The organism is Roseateles sp. P5_D6 (assembly GCF_054049415.1).
Genome location: NZ_JBFUMK010000004.1, coordinates 325,239 through 342,676 on the forward strand (window position 1 = coordinate 325,239; position 17,438 = coordinate 342,676).

Here is a 17,438-nt window from a genome sequence, read left to right on the forward strand (position 1 = left end):
CGGCCCTAAACCGCCATCCGCGCCGGCGCCACGTAGAAGCGCCGGAACTCCTCGAAATCCATGGCGTCGGCCGCCTCGATGCGGGCCTGCTCGGCCAGCGACTCGGCCGCCATCTTCTCGAAGCGGCGTTGCAGCTCGTCTGGAAACGGCAGCGCCAGCAGGGCCGCACGCGTGGCATCGCTCTGGCGGCGGGTGAAGCCGACATAGCTGTCGTCGAAGTCCTGGGCCATCACGGTCAGCACGCGCGCCGATGGGCAGAGCTCGGGCTGCTGCAGGCGCTGGCCGACGCGGCGCAGGGCCGCGCGGTAGGCGTCGCCGCCATGGGCCGCGTCAAGGGCTGCGGCGTGCACAGCGCAGGCGGCGAGGATCTCGCCGGCCCAGTCGGCGAGGCTGCGCTCACCCCCGCGCCAATGCTCCAGCATCAGGCCCGGCTCCCGGCCGCGGGCGGCCACGCGGTGCTGGTTGCGGCTGTTGGCGGCGATCTCGTCGGGCGTGTCGTCGGGGCTGTCGCTCTTCAGGCAGTGCAGCAGGAAGGCGTCCAGCACGCGGATGGCGTCGGCACCGATGCCGACCGGCTCGAAGGGGTCGAGGTCCATCAGCCGCACCTCGATGTACTCGACACCGCGCTCGCGCAGCGCATGCAGCGGCCGCTCGCCGGAGCGGATCACCCGTTTGGCGCGAATGGTGCTGTAGAACTCGTTCTCGATCTGCAGCAGGCTGGTGGAGAGCTGGTTGTAGTCGCCGCCGGGCGTCTGCACGCCAATGGCCTCATAAGGCGGATAAGGCCGGCTCAGCGCCTCCTGCAGCGAGGCCGCATAGCTCTCCAGGCAGTTGTAGGTGACGGCGATGCTGGACTGCGCGTCGCTCTGGTAGCCCAGCCGGCCCATGCGCAGCGAGGTGGCGTGCGGCAGGTAGAGGGTGTGGTTGGAGAGGCGCTGCAGGCCATGCTCGCGGTCATGCACGAAGCTGTCGCACAGCGCCGGGCTGGCGCCGAAGAGGTAGAGCAGCAGCCAGCCCTCGCGGCGGAAGTTGCGGATGGCACCGAAATAGCCCTCCGTCGACACGCCCGGCAACGACCAGTTGTAGTGAATGCCCGAGATGGTCTGCATGCGCCGGCCATAGCGCTGGCCCAGGCCCATGCGGTAGACGCTCTTGGCACGGCCGACATTGCTCGAACCGTAGCGGCCGATCGGGATGGTCTCGTCCGTGGGCAGGCCGCAGGGCATGGAGCCCACCCAGAGCCGCTCGTCGGCAAGGGCCCGGTAGACGGCCTGGTGGACCTCGGTCAGCTCCAGCAGGCAGTCGTCGACACCGGCATGCACGCCGGTGATCAGCTCCAGCTGCGACTCGCTGTAGTCGGTCGTGATGTGCGGATGGGTCAGGGCCGCGCCGAGGGCCACCGGATGCGGTGTCAACGCCAGGCCGCCCCCGGGGAGGGCGCGCAGGCTTTCCTTCTCGATGCCACGGCGGATGCCGAGCAATGTCTCTTTGTCGTTCATGGCGTCCGGGGACCGGGAATTGGGCCAAGACGGTAGCAGATGAAGGCTAAAGCTGCCCAGGCGCGTCCATGTCAGCCAGACTCGGCCTCAGGGCATGTTCGCCGGCCTGGATGCCTTCGTGGTGGCTGAGGTAGAGCGAAACGTCATAGCGCTCCAGCCAACCGACGGCCTTGAGCCTGTCCAGCACCGGGCCCTTGACCTCGGAGAACTCCAGCCTCAGCCCCTCGGCCTGCAACGCCGCATGCAGCTCCTGCAGGGCGGTCAGGCCCGACACATCGATGTGGTTGACCGGCGCCATCAGCATCAGCACGCGCTGCGGCGCGCCGACCTTCTCGCGGTGCTCGCGCACATGGGCCAGCACGGCGTCGACCAGGCCGCGGGCGTTGGTGAACACCAGGCTCTCGTCGACACGCAGCCCCACGACCTCGGGCCGGCACTCGACGGCATAGCGCTCGAGGTTGCGGTAATGCTGCGTGCCCGGCACGCGGCCGATGCGGGCGACATGGGGCTGGGCGGTACGCTGGATCAGCAGCGCGACAGAACCCACCACGCCGATGGCCAGCGCGGCAGCGATGCTCCAGCACAGCACGGCCACCGTGACCGCCACCATCAGCAGGCCTTCTGCGCGCGCATAACGCCAGGCCTCACGGTAGGGCCGCAGCGAGAAGCCGCCCAGCACCGCCACGACGATGGTCGCGGCCAGCACGGGCTTGGGCAGGTGGGCCAGCGGCTCGGCCAGCAGCAGCATCGCGACGAACATGAAGGCGCAGACGAACACCAGGCTCCAGCGGCTGGCCGAGCCGGCCTCATGCAGCAGGATGCTGCGCGAGAAGCTGCCCGCCACCGGCATGCCGCCGCTGACCGACGCGACCAGGTTGGCCGCTGCCAGGCCGCGCATCTCGGCCGCCGGCAGCAGCTTTTCGCCACGCCGCTGCGCCAGCGACTCCGACACAGCCAGGCTGGAAACGAAACCCATCAGGGCCACCAGGGCTGCGGACGGCAGCAACTGCAGCCACAGCGCAGCCTCCAGCCGCGGCAAGCCGAGCGGCAAGACCAGCGACGGCAGCGCACCGACCTGGGCAACGCCCGTGGCGGCGGGCGTGAAGGCCGACAGCGCCATCGCCGCAACCAGCAGCAGAAGCGGCGCCAGCCGCGCCAGCAGGCGTGGGCCGGCCCGGCGCGACAGCAGCAGCAGCGCGATGCCTGCGCCTCCCCAGACCGCGCTGGCGACGCCGAAGCCGCCCTGCGGGGCCGATGCGATCAGGTCGGGCAGCGTGAAGCCCGCCGCCGCACTGCCCAGCAACACCGGCAGCTGGCCGGCCGCGATCATCAGCGTCGCGCCGGTCTCGAAGCCGCGCAGCGCCGGCACCGACAACAGGCTGGATAGCGCATCCAGGCGCAGCAGCGCGGCCACCGCCAGCAGCAGGCCCACCTCGGCTGCGAGCACGAGCGCACCTTCGGTCGCACTGACGCTGGCCGGCAACGCGCCCAGGGCCTGCGCGATCATCAGCGCCAGCACCGCCACCGGGCCCAGGCCCAGCACCGGGCTGGAGCCCAGGGCCGCATAGGCCAGCAGCGGCAGCAGGCTGGCATACAGCCCCACCTGCGGCGGCAGGCCGGCCAGCATCGCGTAGGCCAGGCTCTGCGGGATCAACAGCACGGCGACGACGGCGCCGGCGATCAGGTCAGCGCGCCAGGTGCGCAAGAGGGACATCAATCGACCTTGGCGCCCGAGACCTTCACGACCTTGGCCCACTTGAGGGTCTCGCTGGCGATGAGCGCCGCGAACTCCGCGGAGGAGCCCCCACCAGCCACTGCGCCCTGGCCTGCCATCCGTTCGCGCAGCGCCGGCGTATTCAGCGCCGCGGCGGCTTCGCGCTGCAGGCGGGCGACCTGGTCGGCCGGCTGGTGGGCAGGCGCCAACAGGCCGAACCAGGAGCTGGCCTCATAGCCCTTCAGTGCCGCGCCACCCGCCTCGGCCATCGTGGGCAGGTCGGGCACGGCCGGGCTGCGCTGAGCGCTGGTGACGGCCAGGGCCAGCAGCTTGCCGGCCTTGATCTGCGGCAGCGCCGAGGGCAGGTTGTCGAACATCAGGTCGGTGTTGCCGGCGATCAGGTCGAGCAGGGCGGGACCCGAGCCGCGGTAGGGGAAGTGCAGCATGAAGCTGCCCGTCATGCTCTTGAACAGCTCGCCGGCCAGGTGGATGGACGTGCCGTTGCCGCTGGAGGCCATGTTGAGCTTGCCAGGATTGGCGCGCGCGACGCGGATCAGGTCAGCCACGCTGTGAATGCCATAACGCGCCGCGTTGGCGGGGTTTAGCACCAGCACATTGGGCACGGCCGCGACCAGCGTGATGGGCGTGAAGTCCTTCACCGGGTCGTAGGGCAGCTTGGGGTAGAGAGACGCGTTGATCGCATGCGTGCCGACCGTGCCCATCAGCAGCGTGTGGCCGTCCGTGGCCTTGGCGACCTCGGCCGAACCGATATTGCCGCCGGCGCCAGGCTTGTTGTCGACGACGACAGCCTGCCCCAGGCGCTGCTGCAGTTCGGGCGCCATCGCCCGTGCCAGCAGGTCGGTCGTACCACCGGGCGTGAAGGGCACGACAAGACGGATGGGCTTGCTCGGCCACGGCGCTTGGGCGGCGGCAGGCAGCGCGAGGCTGCCGGCCAGGGCCGCAACTTGGCGACGGTTCAGCTTCATGGCGATCTCCATCAGTGATGCGCGTTCGGGCCGAGCGCCGGGCCGCTCCCAAGCCGGCCCGCGCTGGCGATGTGCTTGCGGCTCAATGCCGCAAGCATCGTCGTCCCCACGGGGGACCGACTGGGCTTGCCCGCGTCCAGCAGAGCAAGACCGGGCGAGGGGCTCACTCTATCTGTCTACCTTGACGCCCGAAAGCTGGACGACGCGCGCCCACTTGGCCGTCTCGGCGGCAATCAGCGCAGCGAACTCCGGCCCGCCGCTGCCATGCACGAGCATGCCACGTGCGGTCAGCCGCTCGCGCAGCGCGGGACTGGCGAGTGCGGCAACGCTGTCACGCTGCAGGCGGGCAAGCTGCTCCGCCGGCTGGCCGCTGGGAGAAAACAGGCCGATCCAGGCACTGGCCTCATAGCCCTTGAGCGCCGGCCCGCCGGCTTCTTCGACGGTGGGCAGCTCCGGCAGGCTGGGGCTGCGCCGCGCGCTCGTGACGGCCAAGGCCAGCAGCTTGCCGGCCTTGATCTGCGGCAGGGCCGAGGGCAGGGAGTCGAACATCAGGTCCATGTTGCCGGCGATGACGTCCTGCTGGGCCGAGGCCGCGCTGCGGTAGGGGAAGTGCAGCATGTAGGTCTGGGTCAGTCGCTTGAAGAGCTCGCCGGACAGGTGCGTCGGGTTGCCGTTGCCGCCGGAGGCGATGTGCAGGCGCCCGGGCTGGGTGGTGGCGGCGTGCACCAGGTCGCTCACGCTGCGCACGCCCAAGGCTTGCGCGACACCGGGGTTGATGACGAGCACCAGCGGCACGGTCGCGACCAGGCTGATCGGCGCGAAATCCTTCACCGCGTCATAGGGCAGGCGGCGCCACAGCAGCGGGTTGATGACATGCGTGCCAACGCTGCCCATCAGCAGCGTGTGGCCATCGCTGGCGCCGGCGACTTCGGCGGTGCCGATATTGCCGTCGGCGCCGGGCTTGATGTCGATGATGACGGGCTGGCCCAGGCTCTTCTGCAGCTCGGGCGCGAGCTGACGGGCGGCGACGTCGGCCGCGCCGCCCACTGCATAGGGCACGACGATGCGCAGCGGCCGCGTCGGCCATGGGCCACTGGGCTGGCTGTAAGCCGATGGCGCCGACAAAGCGGCCAGCCACATCAGCAAGCTGCGGCGCTGCAGCGGCGGCAGTGTCATGCTTGCCACTCCGCATGGGGGCCCGCGGGCCGAGCGCCGGGCCGCTCCCTAGCCGGCCCGCCATGGCGATGTGCTTGAGGCTCAATGCCGCAAGCATCGCCGTCCCCGCGGGGGCTAAGGCCGGACACATCGCGCCCGGTGGGCGGGATGTGCCTGCCGAAGGGCTGCGGCTCATGCCGCAGCGCGGCCTGCAAGGCCGGCCAAGGTACTCCTTGGACGAGGGGCCTCATTGCGGCCCCGGCAGCTGCCTGAGCTTGACCTGGCCATTCATGCAGGCGGCGTCGAAGTCCTGCAGCACGGCGGCCAGCGCATGGGCGTTGGGGGCCTCGACGGCACTGATGCCCACACCACGGTTGCGGCCCTCGGCCTTGGCCTGGTACAGCACCATGTCGGCCCAGTTGACGGCCTGCTCCCAATGCAAGCGCAGGCCCGCGCCGGCCGCGCCGCCGAGGGGGAAGCTCGCAAATCCGATCGAGACCGTGATGCGCAGCGGGCCCTCGGCGGTCTCGATCGGCTGGCTGCCGATGCCGCGCAGGACGCGCTCGGCCATCAGCGCGAGGTCGTCGCCAGGCAGCGCGGGCGCGAAGACGAGGAACTCCTCGCCGCCCCAGCGCACCACGAGATCGGTATCGCGCACGGCGGCGCGGATGCGGCGTGCCACCTCGACGATGACGGCATCGCCGGCCGCGTGGCCGTGCCAGTCGTTGACGTTCTTGAAGTGGTCGATGTCGATCATCATCAGCGCGCCGACAAAGCCCTCGCCCTTGGCGTCGCGGGCGCTCTGGTCCATGACGGCCAGGAAGTGGCGCCGGTTGGACAGGTCCGTCAGCGGATCGCGTTCGCTCTGGGCCCGCAACAGGCTCTGGTTGGCCGTGAGGCGCGCCTGGGCGCGGCGCATGCGCACCAGCGTCACGCCGATGAGGGCGACGGACAGCAGCAGCAGCGCGCCGATGGCGAAGCCAACCTGCTGCGCGAGCTGCTGGTTGGAGATCTGCTGGTCCTTGAGCTGGCCGTCGCGGGCCAGCAGGTCGAGGTCGCGCTGCTTGGCGGCGCTGTCGTATTTGCGGCCCAGCTCCTCCAACGCCGCGGCGCGGTTGCGCTCGTTGGCGCGGGTGTTGAGATCCCGCTCGGCATGCAGGGCCGCCAGCGCCTCCTTGTACTGGCCCGCCTCGCCCCAGGTGTCGCCCAGCTCACGCAGCTCGCGGGCGCGCGGCACCAGGTCGGCCGGGTCGGTGCCGAACTCGCCGACCTTGGCGAGCTCCTGGCGGGCCTGGTCGAACTGGCGCAGCTTGATGTGGGCCACCGCCAGGTTGTGGTGCAGGCTGCGCTCGTAGAAGCGGTCGCCGAAGCGCTGCAGCACCGGCATGGCACGCTGCCCGGCGACCAGCGCCTCCTTGGCCATGCCCAGATGCATGTAGGAGTCGACCAGGTTGGAGCGCAACTGCGCGGCCAGGTGGGGCGCGTCGGCCTGCTCGGCCAGCAGCAGCGCGGCCTCGACGGCGCTGCGCGAAGCCGCCATGTCGCGGGCGCGGCGCTCGACCGCGGCCTCGTAGTTGCGCACGCGGGCGCCGGCCACGAGGTCGCCCGCGGCCTCGGCCGCGGCGGCACGCAGCTCGGCTCGCGCGGCGTCCATGCGGTCCTGGGCCTGCTGCGCCACCGCCAGCATGCCGTGGCTGAGGGCGGTCAGATGCTTGTCATCGCCGGCACGGGCCAGGGCCAGGGCTCGCCTGATGCTGGCCTCGGCGACGGCGAAGGCGCCCTGGGCGTATTGCTCGCGCTGCAGGATGCGCAGGGCCTCCCAGGCGCTGCGGAAGTCGCAGCCCAGCTCGCGCACGGCACGCACCTCATCGCCGGCGGGGCAGCGTTTGTCCAGGCCCGCCAGGGCCCGGGCAGCCAGGGCTGTGGCGGATCTGCCGGTACGTTCCTGAGCCAGGGCACGCAGCACCCAGCTGCGGTCGACGCCGTCCTCGCGGCCCATCAGTTGCACGGCAACGGCATCGGCCGCCCCGGCCTGGCCGGCGGCCAGCAGCACACGGCCCCGTGCCATCAGCCAGGCGGCCTCGCGCGGCTGACCGGGTTCGGCATGGGTGGGCCAGCGCTGCTGCAGCTCGGCCAGCATGGCCTCGGGCGCATCGAAGGCGCGGCGGGTGATGTTGGCCAGCAGGGTGTCCTCGGCCACCGGGTCGGGGGCCGTGACCGGTGCTGCGGTCGCAAAGCCCGAAGCCAGCATCAGCAGCAGCAGCAGCAACGCAATGGTTCTCATGCGTTGGCCGGCCGGCTGGCGGCGTCGGGATGGAAGCCGCTGTCGGCCGTGCGGGCCGGACCGCTGAGGGCCTGCAGGCCCACCAGGCCCTCGGCCCAGGCGGCCTCCAGCCGGGCCGTCAATTGCGCCGCAGCCAGGGCATCCTCGGCATGAATGCGCTCGACGCCATAGGCCTTGTTGCGGCCATGCGCCTTGGCCAGGTACATGACGGTGTCGACGAGGTCGATGGCGCGCTCCCAGGACAGGCGCAGCCCGTGCGGCGCCACCGGCAGGCTGACGAAGCCGATGGAGGCCGTGACGGTCACCTCGCGGCCCTCATACAGAACAGGCTTGCTGCCGACCAGGTCGAGCAGACGCTGGGCCAGCTGGTTCGCCAGCATGCCGTCGTGGCTGCGTGCCACGATAAGGAATTCCTCGCCGCCCCAGCGCACGATGAGGTCGTCGTCGCGCACGGCCTGGCGCAGCCGCTCGGCAATCTCGATGAGGACGGTGTCACCGGCGGCATGGCCGAAGCTGTCGTTGATGCGCTTGAAGTGGTCGATGTCGATGAGGAAGAGACTGGCCGCCAGACCCTCGCCGCTGGCCAGGGTCTTGATCGCGGCCTGGAAGTGGCGGCGGTTGGCCAGCCCGGTCAAGGGGTCGGTCTCGCTCTGGCGCTTCAGCGAGGCATTGCTGTGGGCCAGCGCCTCGTTGGTGCGACGCACGCGGCGGAAGGCCTGCCAGAGCAGGCCCAGCGACACCAGCACGCAGCCGCCCATGGCCGACCACAGCGTCAGCGCCAGGTTGCGCTGGTGGACCTGCTCGGCCTTGAGGGCGTTGTCGCGGTTGAGCAGCTCGATGTCGCGCGCACGCTGTTCGGCGTCCTGGCGCTCCTGGGCCTCCAGCAGCAGCTTGCGGGTCTCGTCGCGCAGCACGCGCTCGTCCATGCGGCGATGCTCGCGGTAGGCGGCGATGGCGCCGGCCAGGTCGCCGGCGCGTTCCAGATAACCCGCGAGCTCCTGCCAGCCGGCGGAGGCGTAGGACATGGCGCCCTGCTGTTCGTCCAGCGTGATGCCGGCGCGCACGTCGTCGCGGCCCTCGGCGATGCGGCCCATGGCGATCTTGGCCAGGCCGATGTTGGAGCGGGCGACGCTTTCGGCGCTGATGTTGCGCGTCGCGCGCGCCAGCGGCAGCGCCTGCTCGGCGAGTTCCAGCGCCCGCGCCGGGTGGCCCTGGCGCAGGTGATAGTCGGCGAAGTTGGCCAGGCCCAGGGCGCGCACCGAGTCGGCACCAGCGCGCGTGGCCTGTTCCAGCGCATCCGAATTGGCCTGTAGCGTGATGCTGGAGTCACTGTCCTCGGCGTAGACGATGCCACGCATCGTGTAGACCTGGTTCAGCGTCATCGGGTCCGGGTCCTTCTGGGCCTCGGTGAGCGCCTGGCCGATGAGCTGGCGGGCGCGCGCCGGCGTGTCCGCACGGCTGGACGTGAAGGCCAGGTCCACCAGCGTCAACGCCACGCGCCAGGGCCGGCCGATCTGTTCGGCCAGGCGCTGGGCAGCGTGGCCCTGGTTCAGCGACAGGTCGAGTTCACCCGAATCGCTGGCGATGGCCATGAGCTGGTGGTGGTAGCGCCAGCGGAACACGGGCGCGGCGGCATTGAGCTGGGCGGCGTCCACGGCCAGCAGCGTCTTGCGCGCCTCGCGCAGGTCGCCGTGCGAGCGCAGGTATTCGGCGCTGGTGCTGGCGGCTGCGACGGCGGCCGCGGCGCGCAGTTCACCGGCTGGCCAGTCGCGCAGGCGCTGGGTGATCTGGTCGGTCAGCGCGCGGTCGCGTGCATAGGCGGCGAGCAACCCACGCAGGGCCAGCACGTCCAGCTCGGCGGCGCTGCCGGCTGGCAGCTTTTCGCCGCGGACCCGCAGCTCCTGCTCCAGCGCCGCGGGCTTGGCGCGGGCAGCGCGCTCGATGCGTTCGAGGTCATGGGCCAGGCCTTCGTCCGGCACGTTCGATGCGGCGGAGGCGGGCGCACCGGGACCCTCGCTGGGCGAGCAGGCGCACAGCAATGCCAATGCGGCCAGCGCCGCGCACAGCGTCGATCGTGAAGCCAGGGATTGATGCATCGAAACGGTTGGCGGCCGGGCTTGCCGGGCCGCGCTGCTGATTTCAGCGCGGTTCGGCCTGGCTGTTGCGGATCCCACGTCAGAGACCGTTGAAATTACACGCAACCGTAAGAATCGCCAGGCTAGGCCGGTCGGGCGCCGGGCCCCTGATATCCGCGCGGCACCGCGCCAAGCAGGCGGCGCGTGTAATCCTCACGCGGGGCCTGGATGATCTCGCGCGTGGGTGCCTGCTCGACAACGTCGCCGTTCTGCATCACCAGCACCTCGTCGGAGATGAACTTGACGACGGCCAGGTCGTGGCTGATGAAGATGTAGCTCAGGCCGAATTCGTCCTGCAGGTCCTTCAGCAGGTTGAGCACCTGGGCCTGCACCGACACGTCCAGCGCCGACACCGCCTCGTCCAGTACCAGCACCTCGGGCTGCAGCGTCAGGCAGCGCGCGATGGCGATGCGCTGGCGCTGGCCGCCCGAGAACTCGTGCGGGTACTTGGCCATTGCGCTCTCGTCCAGGCCCACCTTCTTCAACAGGGCGACGGCACGGGCCTCGCGGTCGGCGGTGCTGGTGCCGATGCCGTGGATCTCCATCGGCTCGCGCAGCGTCTGGCCGATGGTGAAGCGCGGGTTCAGCGAGGCATAGGGGTTCTGGAACACGACCTGGATGCGGCGGCGCATCTGCTGCCAGTCGGCACCGCTCATCTTCAAGAGGTCCTTGCCTTCGAACAGCACCTGGCCGCCGGTGGGCTCATGCAGGCGCAGCAGCGTCAGGCCCATGGTCGTCTTGCCCGAGCCCGACTCGCCGACCACGCCCAGCGTGTGGCCCTTGCGCAGCTTGAAGTTGACGCCCTTGACGGCCTTGAACTCGCGCTTGCCGAACAGGCCGTCCTTGAGCCAGAAGCTTTTCTGCAGGCCGGTCACTTCCATGATGACGGGCGCGCTGTCGTCCTTCACCTTCGCGTCGTTGCTTGCCGCCCGGCCGGCGATGTGGTCGTCGATGACCATCAGCCGCGCCGGGTTCTCCGTCAGCGACGGCCGGCAGGCCAGCAGGGCCTTGGTGTAGGCGTCCTGCGGGTCGTTGAAGATCTGCGCCACCGGTGCGTTCTCGCGCACCTGGCCGTGGCGCATGACGACGACCTGGTCCGAGATCTCGCCGACGACGCCGAGGTCGTGGGAGATGAAGAGCAGGCTCATCTTGTGGCTCTCCTTGAGCCGCGCCATCAGCTCCATGACCTGGCGCTGGATGGTCACGTCCAGCGCCGTCGTCGGCTCGTCGGCGATCAGCAGCTTCGGGCTGCAGGCCAGGGCCACGGCGATCATCACGCGCTGCTGCTGACCGCCGGACATCTCGTGCGGATAGGCCTTCAGGCGCCGCTTGGGCTCGGGGATGCCGACCTCGTTGAGCAGCTCCTCGGCACGCACCAGGGCCTGGCGGCGGCTCATGCCCATGTGCTTCATCAGCGGCTCGCAGATCTGCGTGGCCACGTCGAAGACCGGGTTCAGCGAGCTCATCGGGTCCTGGAAGACGCAGGCGATGTCGCGGCCGCGGATGGCCTGCAGATCGCGCAGGGAAGCCTGCAGCAGGTCGCGGCCCTGGAACAGGATGCGCCCTTCGCGCTCGGCATTGCTGGGCAGCAGGTTGAGCACGGACATGGCCGTGACGCTCTTGCCCGAGCCCGACTCGCCGACCAGCGCCACGGTGCTGTTCTCCGGCACGTCGAAGCTGACGCCCTTGACGGCGAGCGTGCGCTGCATGGCGCCGTTCTGCTTGCCCATGCGAAAGGCGACTTTGAGATCTTGGATGCTTAGCAGCATGGCTGGCCTCCCGCCGGGCCGCCCCAAGGGCAGGCCGCGCCCCCTCGGGGGGCAGCGAACAAAGTGAAGCGTGGGGGCATCTGTTTCATTCCAGGCCTCGCAGCTTCGGGTCCAGCGCATCGCGCAGCGCGTCGGTGAACAGTGCGAACGCGGTGACGAAAACGGCCATGCAGGCCGTCACGGCGGCCAGCTGCCACCAATAGCCGAGGATCATTTCGTTCTGTGCCTCGGCCAGCATGGTGCCCCAGGACACCTGGTCGACGCCGACGCCCAGGCCGAGGTAGCTCAGGATGACCTCGCTCTTGATGAAGCTGACGACGTGCAGCGACAGCTGCACCAGCGCCACGTGCGACACATTGGGCAGGATGTGCTTGAACATGCGCGAGGCCTGCGAGGCGCCGATGGCTTCGGCCGAGCGCACGTACTCGCGCACGCGGTGCTTCATGAATTCGGCGCGGATGAGGCGGTAGATGCCCGTCCAGCCCGTCAGCGCCAGGATCGAGACGACCGCGCCGACGCCGCGCGGGAAGATGGCCGCGAAAGCGAAGATCAGCAAGATGCTGGGGATGGCGGTGAAGACGTTGTAGACCCACTCCAGCAGGTCGCCGACCTTGCCGCCGAAGAAGCCCGAGATGGCGCCCAGCACGGTGCCGATCAGCGTCGCGACGAGGGCCGCCGCCAGGCCGACGACGATGGACACCTCGGCCCCCTTGATGACCTTGGCCAGCACGTCGCGGCCCAGGCGGTCGCCGCCCAGCGGCAGGGTCTCGGCCCTGGGCGCCTCCTCGGTCTTGAAGGCCTTGGCGCGCTCCGCCCACTCGGCGTAGCGCGGCGCCAGCGGGTCGATGTCGGACAGGTCGACGTTGGGGCCCTTGGGCGTGGCGATGGTGCCGGTGTCTTCCTGCGGCTGGGGCCCGAGCAGCGTGGGCGGCGCGTTGGGCACGCCGACCTCCTGCTGCCAGCCTGAGGCCAGCAGCTTGGTGGCCGCCAGCAGCACCAGGACGAGGAAGGCACCGACGACCCACATCGACACGACGCCGACGCGGTCGGTCTTGAGGCGCCGCCACGCGGCGGCCCAGACGCCGCCGCTCGAAGATTTTGCGGCCAGGACCGGGCCGGAGGAGTTGGAGACCGCGGTCATTTCAGCACCACGCGCGGGTCGACCATCTTGTAGAGCAGGTCGACGACAAGGTTGACGGTCATCGTCAGTGCGGCCAGGTAGATGGCGAAGGCCTGGATGACCGGGTAGTCGCCGCGGTTGACCGCCAGCAGCAGCTCGCGGCCCAGGCCCGGAATGGAGAAGAACACCTCGATGAGGAAGCTGCCCACCAACACGCCCGGCAGCAGCACCGAGACGTTGGTCAGGATGGGGATCATGGCGTTGCGCAGCACATGCTTGAGCAGCACCGTGCCCTCGGTCATGCCCTTGGCGCGCGCGGTGCGCACATAGTCGTGGCCAATTTCGTCGAGGAAGAAGCTGCGGTACAGCCGGATCTGCGGCGCCATCGACACGGCCACGGCGACCAGCACCGGCAGCGGCGCGTAGGTGGTCAGGTTGGTCCAGTGGCTGCTCGTCCAGCCCTGCACGGGGAACCAACCCAGGCGGAAGGCGAAAAGGTACTGCGCCAAGATGACGTAGACCAGCAGCGAGATGGACACTGCCACGGTCGTGCAGATCATCACCGTGCGGTCGGTCAGGCTGCCGCGCACGGTCGCCACGGCCAGCGCGAAGGGGATGGCCAGCATCACCTCGAGAATGAGGATGGGCAGCGTCACCGTCAGCGTGGCCGGCAGCCGGGTGGCGAACAGGTTGGCGACCGATTCGTTGGTCGCCCAGCTCTTGCCCCAGTCGAAGCTGACGATCTGCTTGATGAAGATCCACAGCTGCTCCCAGACCGGCTTGTTCAGCCCGAGCTGCTCGCGGATGGACTCGATCTGCTCCGGGCTGGCGTTCAGGCCGCCGAGGATGATGGCCGGGTCGCTGCCGAAGTACTTGAAGAGGAAGAACACCAGCAGCACGACACCGAGCAGGGTCGGGATCATCTGCCACAGGCGTCGGATCAGATAGGCCGCCATTCAGGGCTCCAGAAACCACAAACCCCGCCGTGGGTGCGGGGTTACACGAGAGAACGGGGCGGAGTCTATGCGAGTCACCTTCGGCTTTGCGTTGACGGTTTCACTAGACTCCGCGACTTTCCTGCCACCCCGCGCACGTTGCGATGAAGCTTCCCTCCCTGCTGACCGCCCTGCTGCTGGCCTGCGCTCTCCAAGCTGCCCAGGCCCAGAGTCCGGCACAAGAAAAGGTGCTGCGCTACGCCTTCAAGTCCGCCGAGACCGGCTTTGACCCTGCCCAGATCACCGACACCTACTCCAAGGCGGTCGTGGCGGGCATCCTGGACGCGCCGCTGGAGTACGACTTCGGCGCCCGCCCCTTCAAGCTGCGCCCGGCCACGCTGACGGAGATGCCCGAGATCAGCGCCGACTTCAAGACGCTCACCTTCCGAGTCCAGCCCGGCATCCTCTTCTGCGATGACCCGGCCTTCAAGGGCGCCAAGCGCGAACTGGTCGCGGCCGACTACGTCTACTCGATCAAGCGCCACTACGACCCCAAGCTCAAGAGCGGCAACCTCTACCTGCTGGAGAACGCCAAGATCATGGGCCTGTCGGAGCTGCGCCGCGAGCTCATGAAGGCCAAGAAGCCCTTCGACTACGACCGCGAGGTCGAGGGCCTGAAGGTGCTGGACCGCTACACCTTCCAGGTCAAGCTGGGCGTCGGGGACCCGCGCTTCATCTACCAGTTCAGTGATGCCGGCTTCCTCGGCGCCGTGGCGCGCGAGGTCGTCGAGTTCTACGGCGACAAGATCATGGAGCATCCGGTTGGCACCAATGCCTTCCGGCTGGCCGAATGGCGGCGCAGCTCGCGCATCGTGCTGGAGAAGAACCCGAACTTCCGCGACGTTCGTTACGCCGAGACCACCCCTCCCGAGGCCGACCCGCGCGTGAAAGGCGAGGTGGCGGCGCTGCAGGGCCGCAAGCTGCCGATGGTGGACCGCGTCGAAATCGACATCATCGAGGAGGCGCAACCCCGCTGGCTGGCTTTCCTGCGCGGTGAGTTCGACGTCATCGAGGAGGTGCCGCCCGAGTTCGCCAGCATCGCGATGCCCAACAACCATCTCGCCCCCAATCTCGTCAAGCAGGGCCTGTCCATGACGCGCTACCCGCGCGCCGACGTCGCGGTGTCCTACTTCAACATGGAAGACCCGGTCGTCGGTGGCTATACGCCCGACAAGATCGCGCTGCGCCGCGCCATCAATCTGGCCGTGGACCTGGACAAGGAGATCCGCCTCGTGCGCCGCGGCCAGGCCGTCAAAAGCCAGAACGGCATCCCGGCGGTCGCCTTCGGCCATGACCCGGCAATGAAGACGGAGATGAGCGAGTTCGACCCCGCCAAGGCCAAGGCTCTGCTCGACCTCTACGGCTACACCGACAAGGACGGCGACGGCTGGCGCGACCAGCCCGACGGCAAGCCGCTGTTGCTGGAGTACGCCACTTCGCCCGACAGCACCTTCCGCCAGCTCGCCGAGCAGTGGCAGAAAAACATGGAGGCGCTGGGCGTGCACATGGTCTTCAAGATCGCCAAATGGCCCGAGCAGCTCAAGGCCGCCAACGCCGGCAAGTTGCAGATGTGGGGCGTCGGCTGGGTGGGCACGACGCCCGATGGCGATACCTTCCTGGCGCTGGGTTCCAGCAAGTCCAAAGGCAATGCCAACAAGGCCCGCTTCGATCTGCCTGCCTTCGAAGCCCTCTACGACCGCCAGAAGGCCCTGCCCGACGGCCTCGAGCGCCGGGCTGCCATGCAGGAGGCCCAGCGCCTGATGGTGGCCTACGCACCCTATAAATTCCACGTCCACCGCATCTGGACCGACATGGCCCAGCCCTGGGTGCGCGGCTACAGCCGCAACATCTTCGTGCGCGACTTCTGGAAGTACATCGACGTCGACCGTAGCGCCACGCCCAAGGCCAAGTGATGAAACACCTCCTCGCCCTGCTCACCGCCTGCCTGTCCCTGCTCACCCCGGCCCAATCTGCACACGCGGCCGAGCCGGTCAAGACGCTGCGCTATGCCTTCAAGATCGCCGAGACCGGCTTCGACCCGCCGCGCCTGGCGGACATCTATTCGCGCAGCATCACCGCCCACATCTTCGAGACGCTGTACGCCTTCGACCCGCTGGCAAGGCCGACGCGGCTGATGCCGCTGATCGCCGTCGGCGAGCCCGAGATCAGCGCCGACTTCCGGACCTTCACGATGAAGGTCAAGCCGGGCATCTACTTCGCCGACGACCCGGCCTTCAAGGGCAAAAAGCGCGAAGTCACGGCCGCCGACTTCGTCTACAGCATCAAGCGCTTTGCCGACCCGGCCAACAACGCGCAGGCCTGGACGAGCTACGAGGACCAGGACATCACCGGCCTGGGCGCGGCGCGCGACAAGGCCCTCAAGACCAAGCAGCCCTTCTCCTACGACACCGAGATCGCCGGCGTGCGGGCGCTGGACCGCTACACGCTGCAGATCAAGACCAATGGCCCGCGGCCGCGTCTGATCGAATCCATCTTTGCCGGCAATGACCTCTACGGCGCGGTGGCCCGCGAGGTGGTCGAGTTCTACGGCGACAAGATCATGGAGCACCCGGTCGGCACCGGCCCCTTCATGCTCAAGGAGTGGCGGCGCAGCTCGCAGATGGTGTTCGAGCGCAACCCCGACTACCGCGAGCGTCACTACGAAGCCCAGCCCGCGCCGGGCGACGCCGAAGCCCAGGCGATCTACGCGCGGTTCAAGGGCCGCCGCATCCCGATGATCGACCGCGTCGTCGTCGATGTCATCGTCGAGAACCAGCCGCGCTGGCTGGCCTTCCTGAACAACGAGCACGACTTCATCGAGAAGGTGCCCGAGGAGTTCATCACCCAGGCCGCGCCGGGCGGCAAGCTCGCACCCAACCTGGCCAAGCGCGGCATGCAGGCCGTGTTCACGCTGGCGCCCGACATGACGCTGACCTGCTTCAACCTCGAAGACCCAGTCATCGGCGGCATGACGCCCGACAAAATCGCGCTGCGCCGTGCGATCTCGCTGGCCTTCGATGTGCGCAAGGAAATCAAGAGCGCGCGCCGCGGCCAAGGGACGCCGGCCCAGGCCCCCATCGTGCCCAACACCAGCGGCTACGACCCCGCGTTCAAGAGCGAGWTGAGCGACTACGACCCGGCGCGCGCCAAGGCGCTGCTGGACATGTATGGCTATGTCGACAAGGACGGCGATGGCTGGCGGGACCTGCCCGATGGCAGCCCGCTGATCCTCACGCGCAACACCGAGCCCAACTCGCTCAACCGCGCCATCGACGAGCTATGGGAGAAGGCCCTGCGCGCCGTTGGCATCCGGCTGCAGGTCAAGATCCAGCAGTGGCCCGAGAACATGAAGGCCGCGCAGGCCGGCAAGTACCAGATGTGGCCGGTGGGCTCGACGGCGGCCTCGTCGGACGGTCAGGAGGCCATGCAGCGCCTCTACGGCCCCGCTTCGGGCACGCAGAACCTGCCGCGCTTCAAGAACGCGCGCTTCGACGAGATCTACGACCGCATGCAGGCCATGCCTGACGGCCCCGAGCGCGAGGCCCTGTTCAAGGAGGCCAAGCGCATCGCCGTGACCTACATGCCCTACAAGGTGCATGCCCACCGCATCCTGACCGACATCGAGCAGCCCTGGATGAGCGGTTTCCGCCGCCCGCTGTTCTGGCAGGACTTCTGGCAGTTCGTGGACATCGACCCCGGCAAACAGCCTGTCCATTGATTTCCGCGGGCGCGTCCTGCAGATTCGACCGACTGTCGCAACACGCTGGCCTGCACGCGCCAG

11 protein-coding genes are annotated in these 17,438 nt (G+C 69.1%); 2 read left to right on the forward strand and 9 right to left on the reverse strand.

Translation table 11 applies throughout. The annotated features are described in order from the left end of the window. Positions 1-5: 5 nt before the first annotated feature. The 9 genes from gshA to ACXJKM_RS07400 form a co-directional block, all read right to left on the reverse strand. Positions 6-1,499 carry a glutamate--cysteine ligase gene (gene gshA, locus ACXJKM_RS07360; protein ID WP_457351304.1) on the reverse strand — a complete coding sequence of 498 codons (1,494 nt, stop codon included), beginning with the start codon at positions 1,497-1,499 and terminating at the stop codon, positions 6-8. Between the two features lie 46 nt (positions 1,500-1,545). Further along, positions 1,546-3,213, reverse strand: coding sequence for a SulP family inorganic anion transporter (locus ACXJKM_RS07365; protein WP_457351306.1), 1,668 nt, complete (start codon positions 3,211-3,213; stop codon positions 1,546-1,548). Further along, positions 3,213-4,199 (reverse strand): tripartite tricarboxylate transporter substrate binding protein, encoded by a 987-nt coding sequence (locus tag ACXJKM_RS07370; protein ID WP_457351308.1) that lies wholly within the window; start codon positions 4,197-4,199, stop codon positions 3,213-3,215. Before ACXJKM_RS07370 ends, ACXJKM_RS07365 begins: the two co-directional genes overlap by 1 nt. A 168-nt stretch (positions 4,200-4,367) precedes the next feature. Further along, entirely contained in the window at positions 4,368-5,375 is a 1,008-nt protein-coding gene (locus ACXJKM_RS07375; protein ID WP_457351310.1) for a Bug family tripartite tricarboxylate transporter substrate binding protein, read from the reverse strand. A gap of 226 nt (positions 5,376-5,601) precedes the next feature. Next, positions 5,602-7,638 carry a diguanylate cyclase gene (locus ACXJKM_RS07380; protein WP_457351312.1) on the reverse strand — a complete coding sequence of 679 codons (2,037 nt, stop codon included), beginning with the start codon at positions 7,636-7,638 and terminating at the stop codon, positions 5,602-5,604. Then, on the reverse strand, positions 7,635-9,734 hold the full coding sequence (locus ACXJKM_RS07385; RefSeq protein WP_157281031.1) for a GGDEF domain-containing protein: 2,100 nt from the start codon (positions 9,732-9,734) through the stop codon (positions 7,635-7,637). Before ACXJKM_RS07385 ends, ACXJKM_RS07380 begins: the two co-directional genes overlap by 4 nt. 122 nt (positions 9,735-9,856) lie before the next feature. After that, entirely contained in the window at positions 9,857-11,542 is a 1,686-nt protein-coding gene (locus ACXJKM_RS07390; RefSeq protein ID WP_457351314.1) for an ABC transporter ATP-binding protein, read from the reverse strand. A gap of 85 nt (positions 11,543-11,627) precedes the next feature. Continuing rightward, on the reverse strand, positions 11,628-12,683 hold the full coding sequence (locus tag ACXJKM_RS07395) for an ABC transporter permease (RefSeq protein WP_457351316.1): 1,056 nt from the start codon (positions 12,681-12,683) through the stop codon (positions 11,628-11,630). Beyond that, the gene (locus tag ACXJKM_RS07400; protein WP_457351318.1) at positions 12,680-13,618 is read right to left on the reverse strand and encodes an ABC transporter permease; all 939 of its coding nucleotides are present in this window, start codon (positions 13,616-13,618) and stop codon (positions 12,680-12,682) included. Before ACXJKM_RS07400 ends, ACXJKM_RS07395 begins: the two co-directional genes overlap by 4 nt. Positions 13,619-13,761: 143 nt before the next feature. Between ACXJKM_RS07400 and ACXJKM_RS07405 the strand changes: the two genes are divergently transcribed. Together ACXJKM_RS07405 and ACXJKM_RS07410 are read left to right on the forward strand one after the other, a co-directional pair. Then, a complete protein-coding gene (locus tag ACXJKM_RS07405; protein WP_457351320.1) occupies positions 13,762-15,570 on the forward strand; it encodes an ABC transporter substrate-binding protein in 1,809 nt (602 codons plus the stop codon). After that, positions 15,570-17,375, forward strand: a complete 1,806-nt coding sequence (locus ACXJKM_RS07410; protein WP_457351322.1) for an ABC transporter substrate-binding protein — start codon at positions 15,570-15,572, stop codon at positions 17,373-17,375. Before ACXJKM_RS07405 ends, ACXJKM_RS07410 begins: the two co-directional genes overlap by 1 nt. Positions 17,376-17,438 lie beyond the last annotated feature (63 nt).